19 protein-coding genes are annotated in these 23,512 nt (G+C 61.8%); 8 read left to right on the plus strand and 11 right to left on the minus strand.

What is annotated here, in order from left to right:
• Positions 1 to 35 precede the first annotated feature (35 nt).
• Positions 36 to 830 carry a methyltransferase domain-containing protein gene (locus KKO72_RS10745; protein WP_214938104.1) on the minus strand — a complete coding sequence of 265 codons (795 nt, stop codon included), beginning with the start codon at positions 828 to 830 and terminating at the stop codon, positions 36 to 38.
• 230 nt (positions 831 to 1,060) lie between these two features.
• On the opposite strand from KKO72_RS10745, the gene KKO72_RS10750 reads away from it, so the two are divergent.
• Positions 1,061 to 3,217 (plus strand): ATP-dependent helicase, encoded by a 2,157-nt coding sequence (locus tag KKO72_RS10750; protein ID WP_214938106.1) that lies wholly within the window; start codon positions 1,061 to 1,063, stop codon positions 3,215 to 3,217.
• Between the two features lie 5 nt (positions 3,218 to 3,222).
• Here KKO72_RS10750 and mgtA read toward each other — a convergent pair whose 3' ends face one another.
• The gene (gene mgtA / locus KKO72_RS10755; RefSeq protein ID WP_214938108.1) at positions 3,223 to 6,033 is read right to left on the minus strand and encodes a magnesium-translocating P-type ATPase; all 2,811 of its coding nucleotides are present in this window, start codon (positions 6,031 to 6,033) and stop codon (positions 3,223 to 3,225) included.
• A 280-nt stretch (positions 6,034 to 6,313) separates the two neighbouring features.
• Between mgtA and KKO72_RS10760 the strand changes: the two genes are divergently transcribed.
• From KKO72_RS10760 to KKO72_RS10770, 3 genes are all read left to right on the plus strand, one after another.
• Positions 6,314 to 7,126, plus strand: a complete 813-nt coding sequence (locus KKO72_RS10760) for a transglutaminase family protein (protein ID WP_214938197.1) — start codon at positions 6,314 to 6,316, stop codon at positions 7,124 to 7,126.
• 79 nt (positions 7,127 to 7,205) lie between these two features.
• On the plus strand, positions 7,206 to 7,583 hold the full coding sequence (locus KKO72_RS10765) for a TraR/DksA C4-type zinc finger protein (protein ID WP_214938110.1): 378 nt from the start codon (positions 7,206 to 7,208) through the stop codon (positions 7,581 to 7,583).
• 1 nt (position 7,584) lies between these two features.
• Positions 7,585 to 7,965 (plus strand): hypothetical protein, encoded by a 381-nt coding sequence (locus tag KKO72_RS10770; RefSeq protein WP_214938112.1) that lies wholly within the window; start codon positions 7,585 to 7,587, stop codon positions 7,963 to 7,965.
• A 191-nt stretch (positions 7,966 to 8,156) separates the two neighbouring features.
• Here KKO72_RS10770 and KKO72_RS10775 read toward each other — a convergent pair whose 3' ends face one another.
• From KKO72_RS10775 to KKO72_RS10785, 3 genes are all read right to left on the minus strand, one after another.
• Positions 8,157 to 8,834 (minus strand): PRC-barrel domain-containing protein, encoded by a 678-nt coding sequence (locus tag KKO72_RS10775; RefSeq protein WP_214938114.1) that lies wholly within the window; start codon positions 8,832 to 8,834, stop codon positions 8,157 to 8,159.
• Positions 8,835 to 8,962: 128 nt separating this feature from the next.
• A complete protein-coding gene (locus KKO72_RS10780) occupies positions 8,963 to 9,775 on the minus strand; it encodes a class III extradiol ring-cleavage dioxygenase (RefSeq protein WP_214938116.1) in 813 nt (270 codons plus the stop codon).
• Between the two features lie 48 nt (positions 9,776 to 9,823).
• The gene (locus KKO72_RS10785; RefSeq protein ID WP_214938118.1) at positions 9,824 to 11,395 is read right to left on the minus strand and encodes an oleate hydratase; all 1,572 of its coding nucleotides are present in this window, start codon (positions 11,393 to 11,395) and stop codon (positions 9,824 to 9,826) included.
• A 269-nt stretch (positions 11,396 to 11,664) separates the two neighbouring features.
• Between KKO72_RS10785 and KKO72_RS10790 the strand changes: the two genes are divergently transcribed.
• From KKO72_RS10790 to thiL, 4 genes are all read left to right on the plus strand, one after another.
• Positions 11,665 to 12,831, plus strand: a complete 1,167-nt coding sequence (locus KKO72_RS10790; RefSeq protein ID WP_251140586.1) for a phospholipase A — start codon at positions 11,665 to 11,667, stop codon at positions 12,829 to 12,831.
• 121 nt (positions 12,832 to 12,952) lie between these two features.
• Positions 12,953 to 13,354 carry a Co2+/Mg2+ efflux protein ApaG gene (gene apaG, locus KKO72_RS10795; RefSeq protein ID WP_214938122.1) on the plus strand — a complete coding sequence of 134 codons (402 nt, stop codon included), beginning with the start codon at positions 12,953 to 12,955 and terminating at the stop codon, positions 13,352 to 13,354.
• A 6-nt stretch (positions 13,355 to 13,360) separates the two neighbouring features.
• Positions 13,361 to 15,490 carry a site-specific recombinase gene (locus KKO72_RS10800; protein ID WP_214938124.1) on the plus strand — a complete coding sequence of 710 codons (2,130 nt, stop codon included), beginning with the start codon at positions 13,361 to 13,363 and terminating at the stop codon, positions 15,488 to 15,490.
• Positions 15,483 to 16,481 carry a thiamine-phosphate kinase gene (gene thiL, locus KKO72_RS10805; protein WP_214938199.1) on the plus strand — a complete coding sequence of 333 codons (999 nt, stop codon included), beginning with the start codon at positions 15,483 to 15,485 and terminating at the stop codon, positions 16,479 to 16,481. Before KKO72_RS10800 ends, thiL begins: the two co-directional genes overlap by 8 nt.
• A gap of 63 nt (positions 16,482 to 16,544) precedes the next feature.
• On the opposite strand, the gene KKO72_RS10810 is transcribed toward thiL, so the two are convergent.
• From KKO72_RS10810 to KKO72_RS10835, 6 genes are all read right to left on the minus strand, one after another.
• Positions 16,545 to 18,236: a CHASE2 domain-containing protein gene (locus KKO72_RS10810; protein WP_214938126.1), complete on the minus strand. Its 1,692-nt coding sequence runs from the start codon at positions 18,234 to 18,236 to the stop codon at positions 16,545 to 16,547.
• Between the two features lie 5 nt (positions 18,237 to 18,241).
• Complete coding sequence (locus KKO72_RS10815; protein ID WP_214938129.1) at positions 18,242 to 19,624, minus strand: M48 family metalloprotease; 1,383 nt, start codon at positions 19,622 to 19,624, stop codon at positions 18,242 to 18,244.
• A 282-nt stretch (positions 19,625 to 19,906) separates the two neighbouring features.
• Entirely contained in the window at positions 19,907 to 20,251 is a 345-nt protein-coding gene (locus KKO72_RS10820; RefSeq protein WP_214938131.1) for a hypothetical protein, read from the minus strand.
• A gap of 133 nt (positions 20,252 to 20,384) precedes the next feature.
• Positions 20,385 to 21,116, minus strand: coding sequence for a zf-TFIIB domain-containing protein (locus tag KKO72_RS10825; protein WP_214938133.1), 732 nt, complete (start codon positions 21,114 to 21,116; stop codon positions 20,385 to 20,387).
• A gap of 148 nt (positions 21,117 to 21,264) precedes the next feature.
• Positions 21,265 to 22,095, minus strand: coding sequence for an ethanolamine ammonia-lyase subunit EutC (gene eutC, locus KKO72_RS10830; RefSeq protein WP_214938134.1), 831 nt, complete (start codon positions 22,093 to 22,095; stop codon positions 21,265 to 21,267).
• A 12-nt stretch (positions 22,096 to 22,107) separates the two neighbouring features.
• Positions 22,108 to 23,505: an ethanolamine ammonia-lyase subunit EutB gene (locus tag KKO72_RS10835; RefSeq protein WP_214938136.1), complete on the minus strand. Its 1,398-nt coding sequence runs from the start codon at positions 23,503 to 23,505 to the stop codon at positions 22,108 to 22,110.
• Positions 23,506 to 23,512 lie beyond the last annotated feature (7 nt).

A 23,512-nucleotide genomic window follows, 5' to 3' on the forward strand; every position in this document is an offset into this window, starting at 1 on the left:
AGGAGCTGGGGGCATCCGCCCCCGATGCGGCAGGGTCAGGCCGCTTTGGTGGCCACAATCACCTGGAAGTTGCCAAAAAACACCACATGCCGCTCGCAGCTGACGCCGGGCATCTCGTGCAGTAGGTTCACCGGGTCGTGGGTGCTCCACAGCGCCAGGCCATAGGGCTCAAACACCTTGAAATAGGTCCAGCTCAGGGCGCGCAGCAGCCAGGGGCGCGGGCGGTGGAACTCGGCCAGGTAGAGCTTGCCACCTGGGGTGAGCACCCGCATCGCCTCGGCCAAGGCCTCGATCTTGAGGTGGTGTGGCAGCTCGTGCAGCAGGAAAAACATGACATTGGCACTGACCGAGGCGTCGGCCTGGTTCATGGCGATGGCGTCGTCCTTCTGGTACGTGATCTTGCCGGTGTAGTCCAGCAACTTGCTCTTGGCGTGGTCGAGTTCGTTCTGGATGATGTCAGCCACCAACACCTTGGCCGCCCCGGCCTGCACCGCCGCCTTGACCACACGCGGCATCACGTTGCCAAAGGCGCAGGAGGTGATCAGCACCTGCTGGCCGGTCAAATCCGTGCGTTTGAGGCTGTGGGTGATGATGGACACCAAGCGGCTGTACTGGAACAGCAGGATGCCAGCAATGATGGGCTGGTAGTCCACCAACCGGATCAGGCGCATGTTGGAGTAGATGGGGTAGACATGGGCTGCTTCCTGCTGCAAGCGCCCCAAGGCACCACGCACCAGCAACGCCCCTCGTGTCAGGGTGAAAAAGAACAGCGCAATACTGGCCAAGGCGGCCACCACGCCAAACACGGTATACGTCAACCAGGGGTGCATGCTTTTCCTTTGCGATCACAAGGATCGTGTGTTTTTCAAAATATCGAGCGCCAAGGGTAGCTGGTTGATAGCCACTCGCAATTGAGCTTTGTCAGGCTTCTGTAAAAAAACGCGCCTGACCCGTCCTCTCACTGCCAACGCGGTTGACAGCGGGACCAAACAGGCCCAAAAACCCGGGGGCATGCCTCGGCTGGGTATGATTCGCCCCCTTTGCGCGTATCTCCTCCTCCATGTCCAGCCCCACCCCCAGCGGTCTCAACCTCGCCCAGCAAGAAGCGGTGAACTACCTGCACGGCCCCTGCCTGGTGCTGGCCGGGGCGGGTTCGGGCAAAACGCGGGTGATCACGCACAAGATTGGTCGGCTGATCCAGTCCGGCGTGCAAGCCAAACGCATTTTTGCGATCACCTTCACCAACAAGGCGGCCGCCGAAATGCGCGAGCGCGCCAAGGGGCTGATTGGTCGCGCGGCCAAAGACGTGGTGATCTGCACCTTTCACGCGCTGGGTGTGCGGCTGCTGCGTGAAGACGGCGCGGTGCTGGGGCTCAAACCGCAGTTCTCGATTTTGGACAGCGACGATGTCACCAGCATCCTCAAAGACGCTGGTGGCAGTGTCGACGCCGCCACCGCCCGCAGCTGGCAATGGACCATCAGCCTGTGGAAGAACCAGGGCATGAACTCGGCCAGTGCGCTGGCCGCCGCCAACAACGACAACGAGCGCATCATTGCCCGCGTGATGGCGCACTACGAAGAACGGCTCACCGCGTTCCAGGCGGTGGACTTTGACGACCTGATTGGCCTGCCGCTCAAGCTGCTACAACAACACGAGCAGGTCAGGCAGAAGTGGCAAGGGCTAGCGGGTCATTTCCTGGTGGACGAGTACCAGGACACCAATGCCACGCAGTACGAGATGCTCAAACTGCTGGTGGGTGGCAACGGCCCCGAACAGGCCCGCTTCACCGCCGTGGGGGACGATGACCAGTCGATCTACGGCTGGCGCGGTGCCACGCTCGACAACTTGAAAAAGTTACCGATCGACTTCCCCAACCTCAAGGTCATCAAGCTGGAGCAAAACTACCGCTCCACCTCGGCCATCCTGCGCGCGGCCAACAACGTGATTGGCCCCAACCCCAAGCTCTTCCCCAAGACGCTGTTCAGCGAGCTCGGCGAAGGTGAGCCGGTGCGGGTGGTCGATGCCGACAGCGAAGAACACGAGGCCGAGCGCGCGGTGGCGCGTATCCAGAGCCTGCGCGCCAACGGCCTGCCTCACGCCGGGCCGCAGTTCAAGGAATGGCGCGACTTTGCGGTGTTGTACCGCGCCAACCACCAGGCCAAACCGTTCGAGAAAGCCTTGCGCAAGGCGCAGATCCCGTACAAGGTGTCGGGCGGCACCAGCTTCTTTGACCGGGCCGAGGTGAAAGACCTGTGCGCCTGGTTTCGGCTGTGGATCAACAACAACGACGACCCGGCGTTTTTGCGCGCGGTGACCACACCCAAACGTGGCATTGGCCACCAGACACTGGGGCACCTGGGCGACTTTGCGTCCCGCTACAAACTCAGCATGTTTGGCGCCTTGTTCTCATCGAGCCTGAGCAGCGTGATCTCGGGCAAAGCGTTGGGCAGCCTGCACGAGTTTGGCCGCGAGGTCAACGACCTGGAGTTCCGCGCGCGCCACACCTTGGGCGTCGAGGCCGCCAAAACCTTTCTGATGGATTGGCTCAAGGACATCGGTTACGAGCAATACCTGTACGACGGAGAAGACAGTGAACAGGTGGCCAACGCCCGCTGGAGCAATGTGCTCGACTTCATCGACTGGATGAGCGGGCGCTGTGGCGGGCAGATCGACGACGCCTCGGGTGTGAACGCGGTGGGTGAGGTCAAGTCGCTGCTGGAGGTGGCGCAGACCGTGTCCTTGTTGTCGACCATTTCCGAGCAGGAAAAAGACCAGAACGTGGTCACACTATCCACCCTGCACGCCTCCAAGGGGCTGGAGTGGCCGCATGTGGTGCTGGTGGGGGTGACCGAGGGCATGCTGCCCTTCAAGTTGCGCGACAACCCCGACGCCGAACCGGCCGGGCCGACCAGCGCGTTGCAGAAAGCCCAGGCCATGGAGGCCGCCAACGAATCACTGACCACCCACCTGCAGGAAGAACGCCGCCTGATGTACGTGGGCATCACCCGCGCCCAGCGCAGCCTGGCGGTGAGCTGGACCCGCAAACGCAAAAAGGGCCGCGAGATGGTGCAGGCTCAACCCAGCCGCTTTATTGAAGAAATGGGCCTGGACCAGAACACCGTCAAAGAAGACCCGCGCGCCAAACTCAAGGCCTTGCGCGCCGAGTTTGCCCAGAAGGCTGCCGATGGCGCGGCGGCACGGGCGCAGGTGCGGTAGTCGGCCTATTGCCAACCGTAGCGCCGGATGTAAAAGCGCTTCATCAGCGTGGTCAGGCTGAAGTAACCCAGCAGGATAACCACCAGCCAGCCGTAATAAGCGACAGGCAACGCCTGCAACTTGAAATAACTCGCCAGCGGCCCCATCGGCAGCCACAGGCCCACCGCCACAATCGCCAGCGTCATGGCCATCAGCGGTGCAGAGGCATGGCTCTGAATAAACGGCAGTTTGGGTGTGCGCACCATGTGCACCACCAGGGTCTGGGTCAGCAAGCCCACCACAAACCAGCCCGACTGGAACAGGGTTTGCTGCGCGACGGTATTGGCCTGGAACACCCACCACATCACGGCAAAGGTCAACACGTCAAACAGCGAGCTGATTGGCCCGAAAAACAGCATAAAACGGCCAATGTCCGACGGGTTCCACTTCAAGGGCTTCTTCACCAACTCGGCGTCCACGTTGTCAAACGGGATGCCGGTCTGGGCAATGTCGTACAGCAGGTTTTGCACCAGCAACTGCAGCGGCAACATCGGTAAAAACGGCAAAAAGGCGCTGGCCACCAGCACACTGAGCACATTGCCAAAGTTGCTGCTGGCCGTCATACGGATGTATTTCAGCATGTTGCAAAAGGTGCTACGGCCCTCGACCACACCGTCGTCAAGCACCAGCAGGCTTTTTTCCATCAGGATGATGTCGGCCGCTTCTTTGCCAATGTCCACCGCCGAATCGACCGAGATGCCGATGTCGGCTGCGCGCAAGGCGGGCGCGTCGTTGATACCGTCGCCCATGAAACCGACCACATGGCCGTTGGCCCGCAGCGCCCGCACGATGCGCTCCTTGTGCAGGGGCGAGAGTTTGGCAAAGATGCCATGTTGCTCGGCCAGTACCTTGAGTGCGTCGTCGCTGAGGCCATCGAGCTGTGCGCCCAGCACCACCTGGGAGGCAGGCAAACCGACCTCGCGGCAGACCCGTTCGGTCACCAGTTCGTTGTCCCCGGTCAGCACCTTGACGGTGATGCCGTGTGCGGCGAGTTTTTTCAGCGCCGGTGCGGCGGATTCCTTGGGCGGGTCCAGAAAAGCGATGTAACCAATCAGCGTCAGCCCCGCTTCATCGCGCACCGAATAGGTGGTTTGGTCCGGCGGCAGGGTTTTGACAGCCACCGCCACCACGCGCAAACCTTCCGATCCCAACGCGTCGGTCACCGCCCGTGTCTGAGTCAGCAGAGCAGCGTCCAGCGGCTGGGTGGGCATGGTCCGCTCACCGTCCAGGCTGGCGTCCAGCGGGTCCGGCAACCGCACTTGGGTACAAATCGCCAGCACCTCTTCGACCGCACCCTTGCAGATCAGTTCGTGCTGGCGCTCCTGGCCATCCACCAGATTCGCCACCACCACCGACATGCGACGCCGCTCAAAGTCAAACGGGATCTCGTCGACCTTGTGATACGCCTCCTTGAGCTTGAGCTCGGCGGCCAGCTCCACATGGTCGAGCACAGCGTGGTCCAGCAGGTTTTTCAGGCCGGTCTGGTAGAAACTGTTCAGGAAAGCAAAGTTCAGCACCTCGTTGGTGTCCTGCCCGAAGGCGTCGGCATGGCGCGCCAGCGCGATCTTGTCCTGCGTCAGCGTGCCGGTTTTGTCGGTGCACAAAATGTCCATGGCACCAAAGTTCTGGATCGCATCGAGCCGCTTGACCACCACTTTTTTGCGCGCCAGCAGCACCGCGCCTTTGGACAAGGTGCTGGTCACAATCATCGGCAACATCTCGGGTGTCAGCCCCACGGCCACCGACAAGGCGAACAAAAACGCCTGCAACCAGTCGCCCTTGGTGAAGCCATTCACCACAAACACCAGCGGCACCATGGCCAAGGCAAAACGGATCAGCAACCAGCTCACGCTGTTGATGCCGGCCTGGAACGCGTTCGGCGCCGTCTCGGTGGCCGTCACGCTGCTGGCCAGGGTGCCAAAGTAACTGCGCCCGCCGGTGGCCACCACCAGCGCGGTGGCGGCGCCAGAGACCACGTTGGTGCCCAAAAACACCAGGTTGCGCTGCTCCAGCAGGCCGACCGGCGCAGCGCCAGCAGCGCCAGCAGCAGCAGCAGCAGCAGCAGCAGCACTGGCCTGGGCAAACTTCTCCACCGGCAGCGACTCACCGGTCATGGCCGACTGCGCCACAAACAGGTCGCGCGCGCTGAGCACACGGCAGTCTGCCGGGATCATGTCACCAGCGGACAGGGTGACCACATCCCCAGCCACCAGCTCACGCTGCGCGATCTCCTGCGGCACCGCCGCACTGGTGCTGCCCGGCTGGCGGCGCAGCACGGTGGCGGTGTTGCTCACCATGGCGCGCAGGCCTTCAGCCGCCCGGTGTGAGCGGCCCTCCTGCACAAAACGAATCACCGTGCTCAACACCACCATCACGCTGATGACCACCGTGGCTTTGGCGTCGGCACTCAAAAAGGACAACACCGCCAGCGCGGTGAGCAGCAGGTTGAACGGGTTGAGGTAACAGCGCCACAGATGTAGCCACTCGGGCACCGGGGCTTCATGCGCCACATCGTTGGGGCCGTCGCGTTGCAGGCGGCGGGTGGCCTCGGCCGTGTCCAGACCGTCGGCCCGCGATTGCCACCGGGCCAGCACGTCAGCGGGTTCACCCGCTGCGGCCGACAGCAGGTCGGACCCCACCCCCGGGACAACAGGCGCCGCAGCAGGCCCAACACGCTGCGGGCTTCGGACACCCGGCGTGGGCCGCCGCTCAAAGTGCCGCTTGGCACCCCGGCGGCGCAGAAAACGGCTGAAACCCTGGGTGAGTGCCTTGTGCATTGATGGGTATCCTGACAACCACTGGAGCCAAACAGCTTACGCCGGGCACCGCCAAAAGTCTGTATGCCGTCCAACACAGCGCTTGGTGCCGGGCGGCGGCCTCCACGACAGACCGGTCTGTGTGCCAGCACACAGACCCTTGACGCCAAGGCGCCTATCGTGTGAGTTCCTGAGAACCGACTCCCCCCACCCCAACCTTCACCACCAGATCACCATGACCTACGAACGGCGCGCCCCTTTTCAAACCCTGGTACCAGCCACCACCGGCCAGACACCCCGGCTGCAGATGCGCGTTGGCTTCGAGATGATCTACGACTGCCCGGCACCAACGCCGATGATTCTGGCGCTGAGCATCCACCATTCCCGCGCGCCCGATCTGGTGCGCCCGGACCTGTTGTTCACCAGCCCGGCGGTGCCAGTGACAGCCTACCGCGACCTGTTTGGCAACTGGTGCAGCCGCATCGTGGCGCCACCCGGCCGGTTTGTGCTGAGCACCGACGCCCTGGTCAACGACAGTGGCGAGCCCGACGTGGTGGCCCCCTGGGCCACCCAGACGCCGGTGGAGCTGCTGCCTGAGTCCACCCTGGTGTATTTGCTGGGCAGCCGTTACTGCGAGACCGACCAGCTGTCCGAAATTGCCTGGCATCACTTTGGCCACGGCCCCACCGGCTGGGCGCGGGTGCAGGCGATTTGTGACTTTGTGCACCAGCGCATCGAGTTCGGCTACCACCATGCCCGGCGCACCCGCACCGCCTGGGAGGCCTACAACGAAGGTCAGGGCGTGTGCCGCGACTATGCCCACCTGGCGATCGCGTTTTGCCGCTGCATGAACATCCCCGCACGTTACTGCACCGGCTACCTGGGTGACATCCGAATCCCGGAGGTGCCCAGCCCGATGGACTTTGCTGGCTGGTTCGAGGCCTACCTGGGTGACCGCTGGTACACCTTTGACGCGCGCAACAACACACCACGCATCGGACGTGTGCTGATGGCGCGCGGGCGCGACGCCTGCGACGTGGCATTGGCCAGCACCTTTGGCCCCAACACCTTGAGCGGGTTCACCGTTTGGGCCAGCGAGGTGACACCGGAATGAGCTCTGTACGCCATCGCACAGATCACCCCCTGCGGCTCGAGCTAAGGTCAGATTCCTTCACAAGCTTGGGTGCCAGACAATGTCCATACGCCAGTCGATCTCCCCGCAGCAGCGCAACGCCTTGATGGACGTGTTGCGATTGCGCCTGACGTCTTTGGAGCAGCACAGTGGTACCCGGCTCGAAGATTTGACACAGGCCCAGCACGCCTACCAGACCTTGCAACAAGACCTGCACGATGCACCACAGCGCTCGGGTGAAGAGGAAGTCGAGGCCGCTGTGGCAGACATCAACAGCCACGAATTCAGCGCCGTCACGCAAGCCCTGCTGCGCATTCACGACGCCGACTATGGCCTGTGTCTTGACTGCCATTCGTCGATTGCTTTCGAGCGCCTGCAGCTGGAGCCGCAGGCGCTGCGCTGCACATCCTGCCAAACCCTTTATGAACGGAGTCATTGACATGAGCCTCTTTCACGCCGTGGTCTTTGTTGACCACCACAACGCCCAGGTGGTGCAATTTGGCACCGAACACGCCCAGGAGAACACGCTGCACGAGCATCAACACCTGACGCGCCAGCACGCCAGCAGCGTGCGCTCCGAGCACGAGTTCTTTGGTCATGTCTGTGACGCGTTGGAAGGTGTCACCCGGGTGCTGATCACCGGCGGGCGCCAGGGGCTGGCGGATTTCCGGCACTTTGTCGACAAACACCGGCCGCAGACGGCCAAACACATCGTCGGCTACGAGGTGGTGGGCCATCCCTCAGAAAACGAGCTGGTCGTGATTGCGCGCAAATACTTTGTCCAATACGACCTGATGGCTGGCACACCCCTGCCAAACTGAGCGCCAGCACACGCACCTGCACAACCCCGTGCCACGGGGTTGTGGGTGGCATCAGCCGCTGACAACACTACTTTATATGTAGCACACAGGGCAATCTGTCAAAGGGCTAGACCTCAAAAAATCCATCAACCAGCGCCAACATCCAGCCCGCGCCAGCACAGGCCAACGGGCCGGGGGGCGCATGACGTCACTCAGCTTCTGCTGCGGTCGATGGAGGCACGCAGACGGGCTGTGGCGTCACTCACGCCGATTTCAAATTCGCGCCAGCGGTTGGCCGCCGCCTGGTTGAGTTCGGACAGTTTGGCCTCGGCCGACTTCACATCAAGTTGCAGGGCCGTGATGTTCAGATCGATCTTGGCTTTGGCATCGGCGCTGGCGGCACCCGCCTGCTTCTCCAGCGCCACCAGCTTGGCTCTGCCGCGGGTGATGTCTTTCTCGGCAGCGGCCACAAACTGGTCGCGCCGGGCGGTGTCGTTGGCGTAGTCAAACTGGGGCATCGCCTTGATCAGGTCCACACTGGCACCTGCCATGACCAGCTTACCACTCTGGTCCTGGATCTGTGTGACCGGGACGGCCACGTCATGCCGCCCCATGCCGATGAAGCCACCGGCGCCCACGATGATGTAGGACACCGATCTGTCGGGCGCAATGATGATGTCCTGCACCTTGCCCACCTTCTGGTCTGCCTCGTTGTAGATGGTTTTGCCCAGCAGGGTTTTCTTGACACTCCAACCCAGGGCGACCTGGGTGGACTCCACCACGCTGATGCCGGTGGTGGTGCTACCACCCGCGACCTGGGCGATGGCTGGACCGTGGATGGCAAACGCTGCCACCAGGGCGAGCGTGAGGAGGGAGAGGGGTGTTTTCATGATGGAGCGCCTTTGAGGTGAGAGGAATGAATCCTGACCAGCCGAGATGGCTGGCGCGGCGGGTTCAACCCTGTTTGTAGGCGCTGCAAGCAGCTGGCGTCGGTACGCCAGCGCACCGGTGCGGCGTATCAGGCACCAAACATGAAGCTGGAGGCAGTGATGCTGCCAAAAAAGTCGTCCTGGTGGTAGACACAGCGGCCCGGGTCCTCACCCGCGGCGCCCACCGCCACCATCAGCGGAATCAGATGGTCTTCCTGCGGGTGGGCGCGGCGCGCGCCAGGCGCGGCCTCCCAGTCGAGCAGGCGACGGATGCGCTCTTGCGGGCTGGATGCCACCAGAGTCTGCTGCAGCCACTGGTCAAACGCGGCAGATGGTGCCCGACCCACCGGCCCCAGCTCACGCAGGTTGTGGTAACTCAGGCCACTGCCCAGGATCAGCACCCCTTCGTCGCGCAGCGGCGCCAAGGCCTGCCCCAGCGTGATGTGCTCCTGTGGGTCGTAACCCACACGCATCGACAGCTGCAGCACCGGCACATCGGCATTGGGGTAGATCACCGCCAGCGGGGTGAAGGTCCCGTGGTCATACCCGCGCTGCGGGTCCAACCGGGCGGTGAACCCGGCGCCCTGGATCAGCGCCTGCACTTGCTGCGCCAGCTCGGGCGCACCCGGTGCCGGGTACTGAATCTGGTAGGTGTGGGGCGGAAAGCCGTAGTAGTCATAAATCATCGGCGGCTTGGGGCAGCTCATGAGGGTGAACGCCGACTCTTCCCAATGGCCGGAGATCACCAGTAGCGCCTTCGGTCTGCCCCCCAGCTGGCCTGGCATGGCCTGCAGCGAGGCGGCCAGTGGGCCATAAGCCCCGGCCAGCTGCTCGGCCATCCACGGCCAGGGGCCGCCGCCGTGGGAAAGGTAATAGGTGGGCAAGCGTCGGGTCTGCGTCATAGGGCCATCCAGGTTGGGTGATGCACATTGGGCTACTGCCTGCCAAGATTACTTCAAAGCTTTGAGCAGCGCTTCAAACCGTGCGTGCAGTGACTTGTCGTGTGGTGTGACGGCAGGGATGGGCAAGCTCAGGCCCAAGAGCTGGTAGACCGCCATTTGCGCCACCCGCACCGAATACTCCACGGTGAACACCGTGTCCAGCGGCAGCTCGACAAACTGGCTGACAAAGGCCAGGTTGCGGGTGTGTGGTGGTACCGGCAGCGGCCGGTCACCCGGCGAACGTGGCATGAACATGCTGGTGATGAAGGGCATGCGACACGGGATGCAATTGGCGGTAGCCACCGTGTCCACGTCAAACAGCAGGTGGCCACACAGCTCCTGCAGAATCTCGGCCCCGGTGCAGTCGGCCATGGGTTTGGCGACAAAGTTGCCGACGCGGTCGGGAAACAGCCCATAACCCCAGAACACCTGCACATCCGCAGGCTGGTTGATGAAATGCGGCTGGTGCGCCAGCACGATGGACATCAGCCAGTTCGAGTCCTTGAAGGTCACCAGTCCACCGGTGCCAGCCTCGTTGCCACTGAAACGCTGCATCTGGTCAAAAAAATGCGTGTCCTTCAGTGTGACGGTGAACGACGCCCAGTACGACTGCGCCACGCAGCTGTTGAAGACCGCCGGGTTGCCCAAGGCAGGCCGCTCAAACGCAAGCTTCTCCCACAAGGCCCAGCCGCCGTCAATGGCTTTGCCCTGCTTGGGTGGCGCCTGTGTCATCGAGCCCAGGCTGGAGGCATCGGTCATCGAGCCGTTTTGCACCAACACCAGATCACCCGCTTCGATGGCGCGGATTTCCGGCTCGCCGTTCACCACACAATGCAGGGCAATCACCACCAACTCGTCGTTGTCAAGGCTGTGGTCCAAGCCGGTCACCGTGCAGTCGCCCATCAGCCGCACGCCCTGCCCCAACAGCCAATGCTGCAGCGGCAACACCAGCGAGTCATACTGGTTGTAAATTGTGCGTTTGACACCGGCCAAGGTCTCGATGCGCGAAAACTCCAGCAAGAACCGGTGCAGATAACGCCGGAACTCCACCGCACTGTGCCAGGGCTGGAAGGCAAAGGTGGTGGACCACATGAACCAGAACGGTGTCTCGAAAAACGCAGACGACAGGTGGTCGGTGATGCGGCTGGCACCCAGATCGGCCTCGTCCGCGCTGCTGAGCCTGAGCAGCTCCAGCCGATCCTGCATCGAAAACCCCATGGAACTCACCGGCAGCTTGGCACCACGTTTGTCCACCAGGCGGGCCATGTCGTGGGAGACATGTGTCTCGTTGAAGGCCATGGTTTCGTCAAACACACTCTGACCCGGCTGGGTCAGCGACGGGATCGACTTGAACAACGCCCAGGTGCACTCGTAGTTGTCGGTGGTCAGCATGCGCCCACCGCGCATCGAGTAACCACGTTCGGCGTCACCCGCACCGTCCAGGCTGCCGCCCATCAAAGGGCCGGCCTCCAGGATCGTGACGTTGGCGCCGGACCAGCCACCGTCGCGGATCAGAAAGGCGGCCGCTGCCAGCGAGCCGATGCCACCGCCCACCAGATAGGCATTGGATGTTGTGTTCATAGTGCAGATTCCTTGATTGGTTGATGTGGTGCGCCGTGCGCCATGTGCGCCAACGCCAGACACACCCGCCAACTTAATGCTGCGCCGCCTGCGGGTCTGTCTGGTGGGCAACACGCAACCACCTCGGTGCCAGCACCTGTCGCGGTTGTCGCTCAAGCCATGTCCGGGCTGCTGCCAGTGCAACGTCACGCCCGCAAGGCAAAATAGCGGGCCTTGCCCCGCTCACCAGTCACTTACCCGGCGCCGGTTTGACCACCACGCTGCCCGCCATGAAACCCTCAATCGCTCCACTACTGATAGCATTCAGCACCCTTTCCACCTGGGCTACAGCCCAGAATGCCATCACAAATCCGGCAAGCGACTGGCAGCAATGCAGCGCCCTGAGCGGGGACAACGACGCCCGCCTGCGCTGTTATGACCAATGGGCGGCGCAGCAGGCCACGGCGCGGGCGCCCCGTACCGAGGCTGCCTCAGCCAACAACCTGGCGGCCGACAGCGGCACACCAGCGGCACCGGCGCCACAGCCACCGGCCGTGGTCATCACCATGACCGCACCAGAGGAGCACAACTGCAAGAACACACGTTTTTCGGAACTGTCGCGTTTCTGGGAGCTGGAGACCGGCAGCGACTGCGGCACCTTCGGCATCCGTGGGTACAAACCGATCAGTCTGTCGGTGATCGGCGCCAACAGCGTCAACACCCAGCCCGATTCCTCGTTGGCCAACCACCGCGCCACCAGCGCCACCGACTACAACACCACCGAAACACGCATCAGCCTCTCGGTGCGCACCAAGATTGCCCAGGGCCTGCTAACCCAGGATCAGCCGCTCAAGCGCGACTCGCTGTGGTTTGGCTACAGCCAGCAGTCCAACTGGCAGATCTTCAGCGGTGATCTGTCTCGCCCGTTTCGCACCACCGACCACGAGCCCGAGCTGATCTACATCTACCCCACTGACCTGAACCTGCCGGGCGGCTGGCGGCTGCGCTACACCGGCCTGTCCCTCAACCACCAGTCCAACGGCCAGCCGCTGCCACTCTCACGCAGCTGGAACCGCGCGATTGTGATGGCCGGGCTGGAACAAAGCTCGGAGTTCCAAGTGCTGGGCAAACTGTGGTACCGGCTGCCCGAAAACGAGGCCTCTGACGACAACCCGGAAATCAGCGACACCATTGGCCGCGCCGAACTCACCGGGCTGTGGAATGTGGACACCCAAAACACCCTGGGCCTGACACTGCGCCACTCGCTGCGCGAGCAGGCCAACGGCTCAGTCAAGCTGGAGTGGCTGCGCCGCCTGGGAGGCAGCTCCGGCAACAGCAGCCAGCCCAATGGCCTGCGCTTTCACACCCAGCTGTTCTCGGGTTACGGCGATTCGCTGATTGACTACAACCGCCGCCGCACGGTGCTGAGTGTGGGCCTGAGCCTGGTCGACTGGTAGCTCCTGAATAAATAGCGACTTACCCTTTATCGAATTGGGATGGAGGCCTATTTTTCAATCCGTTACAGTGGAATATCCGGGCCTGGAGGCTGGGGCCTGGATTTCACGATAGCATCCCACCATGTCCAGCACACCCACCTACCAGTTCCACGTCCAGGTCAAGCCACGTTACCTGCCCGAACAGTCCGACCCTGAGCAAGGGCTGTACTTTTTTGCCTACAGCATCACGGTGCGCAACACCGGCACGGTGGCAGCGCAGCTGATTTCGCGTACCTGGAATGTGAACGACGCCGACGGCCACCACGAGAAGGTCAAAGGCCTGGGCGTGGTGGGACGCCAACCGCTGCTGCAGCCCGGTGAGTCGTTTGAATACACCAGCGGCACCCGCCTGAACACACCCACCGGCACCATGCACGGCAGCTTCTTTTGTGTGGCCGAAGATGGTGAAAAGTTTGAGGTGGACGTGCCGATGTTTGTGCTGGATGCCCTGAGTGCCAGTGGTGGCAGCCGCACTTTGCACTGACCACCGATGACACGCCCGATTGACCTGCCCGAACTGCTGGCGCAACTCGACCCGAACGTCCCCCTGGTCCAACGCCACCTGTGGCTGATCCGCCTGGCAGAGTGGCTGCGGGGTGACGCCAGCTCGGTGGCCACCACCCACGCCAGACTGGCGCTGCTGCTGGATGCGCTGCAACAGCGCCAGAGCACACGGGCGCTGTTGCAACAGTGGTGGCAAACCCTGCTCGAGACGGTGGACGCCACCGCCTTGCTGGCCGACCACGGCTTTGCCTCGCGCAGCGCCTTTGCCAGCGAACTGGCCGAACGCATACGCCTGAAGCTGCTGCCCGGCACCCCCGAGACCAACGACGCCTCAACCCTGTTTGCGCTGGTACTGCACCACCCCTTTGATGCCGAGTGGATCAGCAGCCTGGATGCCCATCTGCTGGCGCGACTGGCCGATCTGTTGCAAACCGGGCCCGAGCCGGCCCCCAAACGCACGGCCTGGCAACACCCGCTGTTTGCCAACCCGGAGCCGGGCAGCCCGGCGCCCACGGCTTGGCAAGCCACCCTGATGGAGGCGCTGCATTTTTGCACCGGGCAAATCCGCGCCACTGGTTTTTCGCCCGAGCTGCGCCTGCGCATGAGTGCGCTGGCGCGCCAGTCTGGCCCGTTCCACGCCCTGGCCGCCGACCTGGAGGCGCTGGAAGTCACCTGGCGCCAGAACCCGCAGCAGGCCACGGCCAACTGCCAACAGGCCCTGCAGCATTTCCAGAAACAGCTCGATGAATGCCGCCATGCGGCGGCCTCGGTCTACACCCATCTGGATGCCCACGGCATCTCGGTCAACCTGGTGTTCCAGCTGCGCCAGCTGCGCGAACGTGCGCTGCGCATCCGCGCCCTGCTGGACTGCCTGTTTTCAGCCACACCCCAACAACACACCGCCCAGCTGCTGGGGCATCTGGTCAGTGTTGGGCAAGACCGCCTGAGTGTGCGCGCCCTGATTGCGGCCAACTCCTCGATGCTGGCGTCCAAGGTAGCCGAACGCAGTTCGGAGACCGGGGAACACTACATCACGCGCACCCGCGCCGAATACACCCAAATGCTGCGTGACGCGGCCGGTGGTGGTGCGGTGATGTCGATCACCACGATGATGAAATTTGTGGTGCTCTCCATGGGGCTGTCGGCCTTCTGGGGTGGCTTTTTTGCGGGTATGAACTACGCCCTGAGTTTTGTGCTGATCCAGCTGATGCATTGGACGGTGGCCACCAAACAACCCGCGATGACGGCACCGGCCATGGCCGCCAAACTCAAGGACCTGGGCCGTCCCGGTGCCATTGAAGGTTTTATTGACGAGGTGGCGCATTTGATGCGCTCGCAGGTCGCGGCCATTGTGGGCAATCTGGCCATGGTGGCCCCTTATGTGCTGCTGATCAGCACCGTGTTGTGGCTGACCCTGGGCCGCCCGATGATCGACGCGGCCACGGCACACCATGTCTTGCACGACCTGACCCTGCTGGGCCCAACCGCGCTGTTTGCGGCGGGCACCGGGGTGCTGCTGTTTGCGTCGAGCATCATCGCGGGCTGGACCGAGAACTGGTTTGTGCTGCAACGCCTGGACTCGGCCCTGCGTTACAACCCGCGGATCACGGCGGTGCTGGGTGTGGTCCGCGCCGACCGCTGGGCCAGTTTCATGCGCAACAACATCTCGGGCCTGACCGCCAACATCTCACTGGGCCTGATGCTGGGTCTGGTGCCGGCCTTTGCCGGCTTTGTCGGGCTGGGCCTGGAAGTGCGCCACGTGACCCTGTCCACCGGGCAACTGGCGGCCGCAGCCTCCAGCCTGGGGGCGGGCATTTTCTACATGCCCGCTTTTTGGTGGTGCCTGGCAGCAGTGGCCTGCACCGGTGTGCTCAACGTGGCGGTGAGTTTTTACCTGGCCTTTTTGCTCGCCTTGCGGGCACACAACGTCAGCGGCGTGCAACGCAGCGCCATTTACGCCGCCCTGCGCCACAGGCTGCGCCATCAGCTGCGCAGTTTTTTCCTGCCCGTGCCCGAGCCAGTGGCCACCACGCAGTCCGAGCCCACGACGCCTGCAGCCGCGTCGCACGAGCCCGCCACCCACCACACACCCGGACACGATGACAACCATGGGTGAGTTCGACCTGATTGCACGTTATTTCAAACGCCCGGTGCGCCAGGCTGTGCTCGGTGTCGGTGACGACTGCGCCCTGATGCAACCGCGCCCAGGCACCCAGATGGCGATATCGAGTGACATGCTGGTGTCAGGCCGCCATTTTTTTGCCGATGTGAACCCGCGCACCCTGGGCCACAAATCACTCGCGGTGAACCTGAGTGACCTGGCCGCCTGCGGCGCCCGGCCGCTGGCGTTCACCCTGGCGCTGTCTTTGCCCGAGGTGAACGAGCCCTGGCTGGCCGCGTTTGCCGAAGGCCTGTTGGCCTTGGCCGATGCCCACGGCTGCGAGCTGATTGGCGGCGACACCACCGCCGGGCCACTGAACATCTGCATCACCGTGTTTGGTGAGGTGCCAGTGGTCAACGGCCGCTCACAGGCCCTGCTGCGCTCAGGCGCCCAAGCGGGTGACGACATTTATGTGAGTGGCACACTGGGTGACGCGCGGCTGGCGCTCAATACCTTGCTGGGCCAGATCGACCTGCCACCCGAGCTGCTGGCCACGGCCCGCGCCAGGCTCGAGACCCCCGCACCACGGGTGGCGCTGGGCCAGGCGCTGTGTGGGGTGGCCACCGCCGCCATCGATGTCAGCGACGGCCTGCTCGGTGACCTGGGTCATATCCTGGAATGTTCTGGCATGGGCGCATGTATCGAGGCCGACACTGCCATCAAATTGGTAGCCTCCTACCCTGATAGCAAAAGGGCTACGGGCCAATTTGACTTAAAAATATCCACAGAACAATGGCGCAGCCTGGCACTGGCAGGCGGCGACGACTACGAGCTGTTGTTCACTGCCCCTTCGGCACAGCGGGCGGCGGTGGCCCAAGCCGGGCAGGATAGCTTGACACCGGTGACGCGCATTGGTCAGATCCGTGCAGAGTGCGGACTGCAACTGGTGGACAGCCAGGGCCAAACCTTGCCCAATCACTACGCGTCGTTTGACCACTTCGCCTGAGTCCTTGGGCGCAGCCCGCGCCCTCACCCCGACCTGAGCACCCTGCGTCGGTTCTGGCACGCGCTAGTGATCTACGTGCTGGTCTGACACTTTCCCCAAGTGCGCCCACAGCAGCCAAGGCTCATCGGCCTGCAGCGCCAACCACCATTGACTGATGCGATCGGCCAAGGTCTCCCCAAGATGGAAAAAATGCACACCGGCGGCAAACAACACATATTCAATGATCACCAACGGGCCTTGCCTGCAGACCACGTAACCCCAGAACAAGAGAAGCAGCGCAGACAGGAGGTAGATCAGCGCGCCGACCAGGCTCAAGCGGCCCTTGTAGCGCTGCAAGTCTGTGGCATGCCCTCTGGGAACTTTCGATACCCATAGCACCAAAAAATACAGCAAGAACATCAGCCGAGCTAACCAACCACGTCGAAAACGGGCCATCTGCAAATGCTGCTCGGCAGCTTGCCCAGAGCGATGTTGAAGCAGACCGGCGTCTCTGGGGGTCAATGCTTGCAACTGGTCTGATTGGTTGGCGCTTTCGATCTTGAGGAGTTTGAACCTCTTCCAGAACACCATCACAGCTGAGATCAAAATCACACTGACAGCGATGAACAAGTTCGTCGTCGAGTGCCACAACTCCTTGGGGTTGAATTCACCACCTTGTTTGTACTGCCCCTCAAAGGAAATCAGGTTGTCCAAAGCCATCGCGTGGACGTGAACACCCGGCAAACGGCCATGGACCGGCGAAACAATGTTGTCACCCACCGCCTTCAAATCGGCACCGATCATGACCATCTTGTCGGCCACTGCCTCATGCAATTCCTCGGGTGAAAACCCATGCCCCTTGAAGCTGCGTGCGGGCAACACCTGGTTGTAAGGACAGACATCCAGCCTTTTCTCGCGCGAGAACCACCCAACCAGCATCTTGGCCCCAGGAATGATCTCCCAGCCATGCCATTGATCACGACAGACGGGTGTCAACGCCGCACCCGGCTCCGATCGCCCCACCATCGTCTGCACATTGGTGGGCGCCGCCTTGGCCCCCCAGATCAATGCCAGGGGTGTGCCCACATCCGCAGGGCATTCGGGTCTGAAAAAGCGCCGGTACAAGGTCAAGGCTACCGACGCGGGTGCGCTGGAACACGTCAACGGCAATTGCGCCTTTTCCCGCTGCTGCGTGATTTGCTCGGACTCAAAAACCAGGGGGTAAGACCATTGCGTCTGGTCCAGTGCATCCGGTGAAATGTTCGACAGGACGGGGACAACACATGGCTGACCATCCACTTTCTGGTTGAACAGAAACGCTTCGGATCTGGAGGTCAGTGATGTGTTGGCAAAGGTTGCCAGGAAAAACGGGACACCAGCCTGGGTGGCCCGACATGCGGCCTGTGCCAGACTATCCAGTTCCTTTTGGGGTTTGTCATCCAGAAACAGCACATCCAGAAAGATGGCCTTGGGCTGGTGTTTGAGCAAGTGATCGATCAAACGCTGGTAGTAGTCCAGAGGCACCGGCCAATTCAGACCATATTCCTTCAAGTCACTGTCATCTATCGTGAGAACGGTCACACGCTTTTGCCCTGTAGCAGGGTAAAAGAGTGTCAGGGTTGGTGCATAGATTTTGGTGAGTCCACGTTTGACCAACTCGTCAATGAGCAAACGGTCCGACAACCAGGCCAGAAACAAGCCGGTCAACACGGTGACAAACACCACCCAGACAGAACGGCGCCAGGACAAATGGGGAGGCAGCACGACGGCGGACATCGGTGTCAATTGCCGTTGGCGGCACTGACGCACTCATCACGCCGGTCTGCCTGCTTGAAAACGCATTCGTTGCGCACACTTTCGGCTTCCTTGACCAAGCCGTTGCGCCGGTACAGTGCAATCAGCTTGGGGTAGGCCGAGGGCGCCCCGGAGAAGCGGTTGAAAGCGGACTGCCCCACCTTGAGGATGTCTTGGCTTTTGCCCTGGTCCTTGAAATAGGTGGCTGCGGAGTCATACGTTTCCCAGACACTGTCTGGGGCCTGGAAGCTGCGTCTCAGATAGGACTCGGCCTCGATCTTTTTCCCCTTGCCTCGGTACGCTTCATACAGCAGCTGGTTGGGCAAAGCGTGCGAGGCAATCACGGATTTTTTGCTGACCAAGGGCGTCAACTTGCGCAAAGCATCGTCAAACTGACGCTGCTGCACCAATGTCCTGGCCAAATAGGCCTCGCGGTACCCGTCGATCACGGCTTTGACATCGGGTGCTGCCTTGACCGCCTCCAACGGCTTAGCCGTCAACGCCACCTGGGGCACCTTTTCTTTGTACGCCTTGACAAAATAGTCGTCGATGGCCTCCTCGCGCTTGTCACCGCTGTCGTGGCTGGCCTTCAGCTGCCCCAGCACATCGTTGACGGCAAAGTTGAGTCCCTGCTGGATCCCCTGGTCAAACTTGCCCGCCTCCATCAGCGTTTTCATGGCTTCTTGCTGAAGCTTGAAGTCCTCCGCGTGTTTGGTGGCTTGCTCGGCATCCCACTTGGCAACCAGCGCCAACCAGCCCAACATGCCGTCCGCATAGCTGTAACCGGCCTTGATCATCAAATCCATGCCCAACTGGTCAGCCTCGGTTTCCTGCCGTCGACCCCAGGCCGGGCCAAGGGCACCATCGTTGAGCTTGATGAGCAACTCCATCTTTTTCAACGCATCGGTTTGTGATGGGGTGAAGGCTTGCGTGGTGGTTCCCGAGTTGACTTTTTCCAGCGCATTACGCACCGCCATGCCCGAAGCTACCAGAGTCGACAACTGTTTCTGGGTACGACTGATGGCATTGCTGTCATGGTGACGCAACAAGACATGCGACAACTCGTGCGCCAGAAGTGCTGCGAGCTGGTCTTCGGATTTGAGAGAGCGCAGATACCCGGCAGACAGGTAGATGTTGCCGTCGGCAGAAGAATAGGCGTCCAGTTGTTCGTTGGCGACGAGCAACACCTGCCCAGGAACCTGATCAACTTGGCTGGCAGTTTTTAATTTGACCAAAATACGGTTGGCGTACTTGGTGAAGCTTGGCACCGACAAAATGCCGCGTGTGATGCGCGCTTCATCAATGTCTTTTTGTTCCCCTATCGCTTCGTTGGATTTCTCGTACACACCGGGTTTCAGATCCGTGATCATGGGGGTATCACGTGTCCCTGTCACCACATTGCTCACCCCTTTGCCAAGACCACTGAAAAATCCACCAATCCCGCCAAAAAAGGATCCCCCGGTTGCAGGGGCACTGGCTGGCGCGGCGGACGGATCAGGAGGATTCCATTCCGCGTGCACCGCCAGCGTGGTGCACGCCGCTGACAACACCAAGACCCTTGTTGTATCGCGCAAAAACTGTTTTCCAGCCATCAAACACATGAACCATCCTCCCTCAACTCAGCACCAAGCCAAGCGGTTTTCTGAATTGGACTATTTACAGCCTTCGTTGGCACCACGAATGCCACCAGAGACCAGCTTGGCATTGGCCTGGTTCACCGTCAGGCAGCTGGCTTCCAGGGTCTCAGGTTTGATCTTCAGCTGTTTGCGGTCCAGCCAGACTTGCTGACCATTCACCTTGACCCGAACAAAGCCCTGGTCAGAGATTTCATAGACCTCAGGAGAGACTAAGACGTCTTTGATGGAGACCGGTACCAATTCCTGTTTTCCCTCTGCATCCGAAAAAGCCTTGATGGAGGTCCGGGACCCCATCGCGGCCTCGATGCGTTCGATAGCTGAGACATTGGCAGCCAACACACACAACAATAAAAGTGTCAAAAGTCTGTATTTATTCACACATCCCCCAGTTTTTTTACCCTAAGGAAAATACTAGCATGGGGAATGTTTCCAACAGAAACAAATGCAACAATTGCTCAGAAACTGTTGCATATGTAGCGACCAAGCAGCCCACTCAGTTCAACACCGCCCACACCAGAGCCAGCCCGGCGGCCCACAAGTCCAGCGATGGGCCGTCGTCCCCCAACACCAGGCGGCCACTCTGATTGGCTTTGGCATCGCGTGCGGCCTGCTGGCGGTCGCGCTCCAGCATCACCAACGCATCGGCCAACTGCGGCAGCTGGACACCCCCTTGCGCCCGGGCGGCAGATTCGTAGCCCACCAGCGCCCGCTCTACCGCCTGCGGGTCCAGCAACGACAAAGCGCTTCGGCAATAGGGGCAGGCGTGGTCGGTGCGCAGGTCGACCGGCGCGCCGCAGTTGCTGCAGTTGATCACTTTCAGGCGCTGCGCCATGTCGTTGATTTCAGCGGTGCTAAGTTGCCGCACAAAGCCTTTTTCGATCATGAACGCTGCAAAGCTGCTGAAGCGGCCATGCCGCTGTGGGCAGCGGTGGGTGATGTAGCGGCCACTTTTGACCACATCAAACCCCTGCACCAGGGCGCGGCGACAGTGCGGGCAGCTCAGCTGTTGCGGCAGCGCCTTGGCGCCTTCATGACGGTGCGCGTGCAACAGCTTGAACAGCTCCACCACCGCAGCCGGGCTGAGTTTGAGGTTCTCTTGCGGGTCAAACCAGAGGCCACGGCAGGCAAAACACAGGTCCAGCTCCAGATGGCCCCCGGCCACACTGGCCAAGGTGTGGGTGTACATCGGGTCGTGGCAAGAGGGGCAGGCGCGCGAAATGGGCATGGTGCGGTGCAAATGCTATGGCAGACGCAGCATCCTAATCGCTCAGCTAGGCTCTGACGCCTTGTTTTGAGCCAAATTAGCCTGCAGCCCAGCTAACACAAGCACAAACAGCTACTGTAGAAATAGCAGAACAAACAGTAGCCAAGCCTCAGAGCAGGAAATTCTTGGTGGCACCGGTCAGCAGCGTCTGTTCAGCGCCGGTTTCGTCCTTGAGGTCCACCCCGGACAACTGGCGATGGCGCGCCTGCGTCAGCAGATAAACCAGCTTGTGAGCCGCCTCTGCATAACCCAGACCGGCCGGGCGCACATTGGAGATGCAGTTGCGATTGGCGTCCGTCAGGCCCACACGGGGTTGCCAAGTCAGGTACAGGCCCATGCTGTCGGGCGAACTCAAGCCCGGGCGCTCACCAATGAGCACCAGCACGGCCTGGGCACCCAGCAGTTCTGCCACCTCGTCGCCAATTGCGACGCGGCCCTGCTCGACGAGACACACCGGGGCGATGGTCAGCTGCTGGGGCACAAGGCGCTCAAACATCTGGGTCAGAAAAGGCACAGCGTTCTGGCTGATGGCCAGCGCCGACAAACCATCCACAACCACCACGGCAAGGTCATAGGTGCGCTCGACGGATGACGCGAATGCCGGTCGTGGCAAGGCGGTCAGGCGCTCGCGGGAGGCCGCATCCAGCCTGCGCCCCAGATCCGGGCGCTGCAGGTAGTGCTGGCGATCGGTGGCGGCGCTGTGCAGAACTTGGCAAGACGCCACCGGGTTGCGCAATGCCGCATCAAGCGTCTGCGCCAGCGTGGTCACATCGAGCGCCAGGTGCACCGCATCACGCGCCTGGGCGTGGGCCAGCTGAAACTCCAGGTGCGCGGTCGTGGGCAGGCTGACACCCGCGCGCCCCAGCGCAATACGCGCATCGGTGAACTGGCGCAGCGCAGCCCAGGAGTTGGTCGTGACAGGAGGTTTCGGATCATTCATCGTCAGGTCGCTTCAGTTCAGGCGCAGCAACGCCTTCTGGAACGCGGCAGGCAGGGTCGCGTTGAGCCGGAAGTGTTCATCCGCGCTGAAGATCTGCATCTTCTGCAACCAGGCCTCGAACTCGGGCGCGGGTTGGAGCCCCAGCACCCGGCGCACATAGAGCGCGTCGTGGAACGAGGTGGTCTGGTAGTTGAGCATGATGTCGTCCGAGCCGGGAATACCCATGACAAAGTTGCAACCGGCCACACCCAGCAGGGTCAGCAACACGTCCATGTCGTTCTGGTCGGCCTCGGCGTGGTTGGTGTAACAGACGTCACACCCCATCGGCAGGCCCAGCAGCTTGGCGCAGAAATGGTCTTCGAGCCCGGCGCGCATGATCTGTTTGCCGTCAAACAAATACTCCGGCCCGATGAAACCGACCACGGTGTTGACCAAGAGCGGCTTGAAGTGGCGCGCCACCGCATAGGCACGCGCCTCGCAGGTTTGCTGGTCCAGACCATGGTGGGCGTTGGCCGACAGGGCGCTGCCCTGGCCGGTTTCGAAATACATCACGTTGTCACCGACCGTGCCGCGCTGCAAGGACAAGGCGGCGCTGCGCGCCTCGGCCAACACATCCAGGTTGACACCGAAGCTGCGGTTGGTGGCCTCGGTGCCACCAATCGACTGGAACACCAGGTCCACCGGCGCACCGCGGCGGATGGCTTCGATGGTGTTGGTCACATGCGTGAGCACGCAGGACTGGGTCGGAATCTGGTATTGCGCGATGATGTCGCTCATCATCGTCACCAGTTTGATGACTTGCGGCACGTTGTCGGTGGCGGGGTTGATGCCAATCACCGCGTCACCACTGCCGTAGAGCAAGCCGTCAAGCAGGCTGGCGGCAATGCCGGTGGCATCGTCGGTCGGGTGATTTGGTTGCAGGCGTGTGGCCATGCGACCAGGCAGGCCGATGGTGTTGCGGAACCGCGTGACCACACGGCATTTTTTGGCAACCAGGATCAGGTCCTGGTTGCGCATGATTTTGGAAACCGCGGCTGCCATTTCGGGGGTAATACCTGGCGCCAGCGCCGAAAGCACCGCACTGTCGACCTCGTCACCCAGCAGCCAGTTGCGAAAGTCACCCACCGTCAGGTGGCTGATCGAGGCAAAAGCCTGGGCATCGTGGCTGTCGAAAATCAGACGGGTGATTTCATCGTCTTCATACGGCACCAGCGCGTCCGTCAGGAAGGTCTTGAGCGGCACATCGGCCAGGGCCATCTGGGCCACAACACGCTCTTGCGCACTGCTGGCGGCCACACCGGCCAGCAGGTCGCCCGAGCGTGCGGGTGTGGCCTTGGCCATCAGGTCCTTCAAATCGCGAAAGCTGTAGGTTTTGGCTCCGACGATGTGGGTGTACTGATGGTTTTGCACGGTCACA

Source organism: Rhodoferax sp. U11-2br (assembly GCF_018619435.1).
Taxonomy (GTDB): Bacteria; Pseudomonadota; Gammaproteobacteria; order Burkholderiales; family Burkholderiaceae_C; genus Rhodoferax.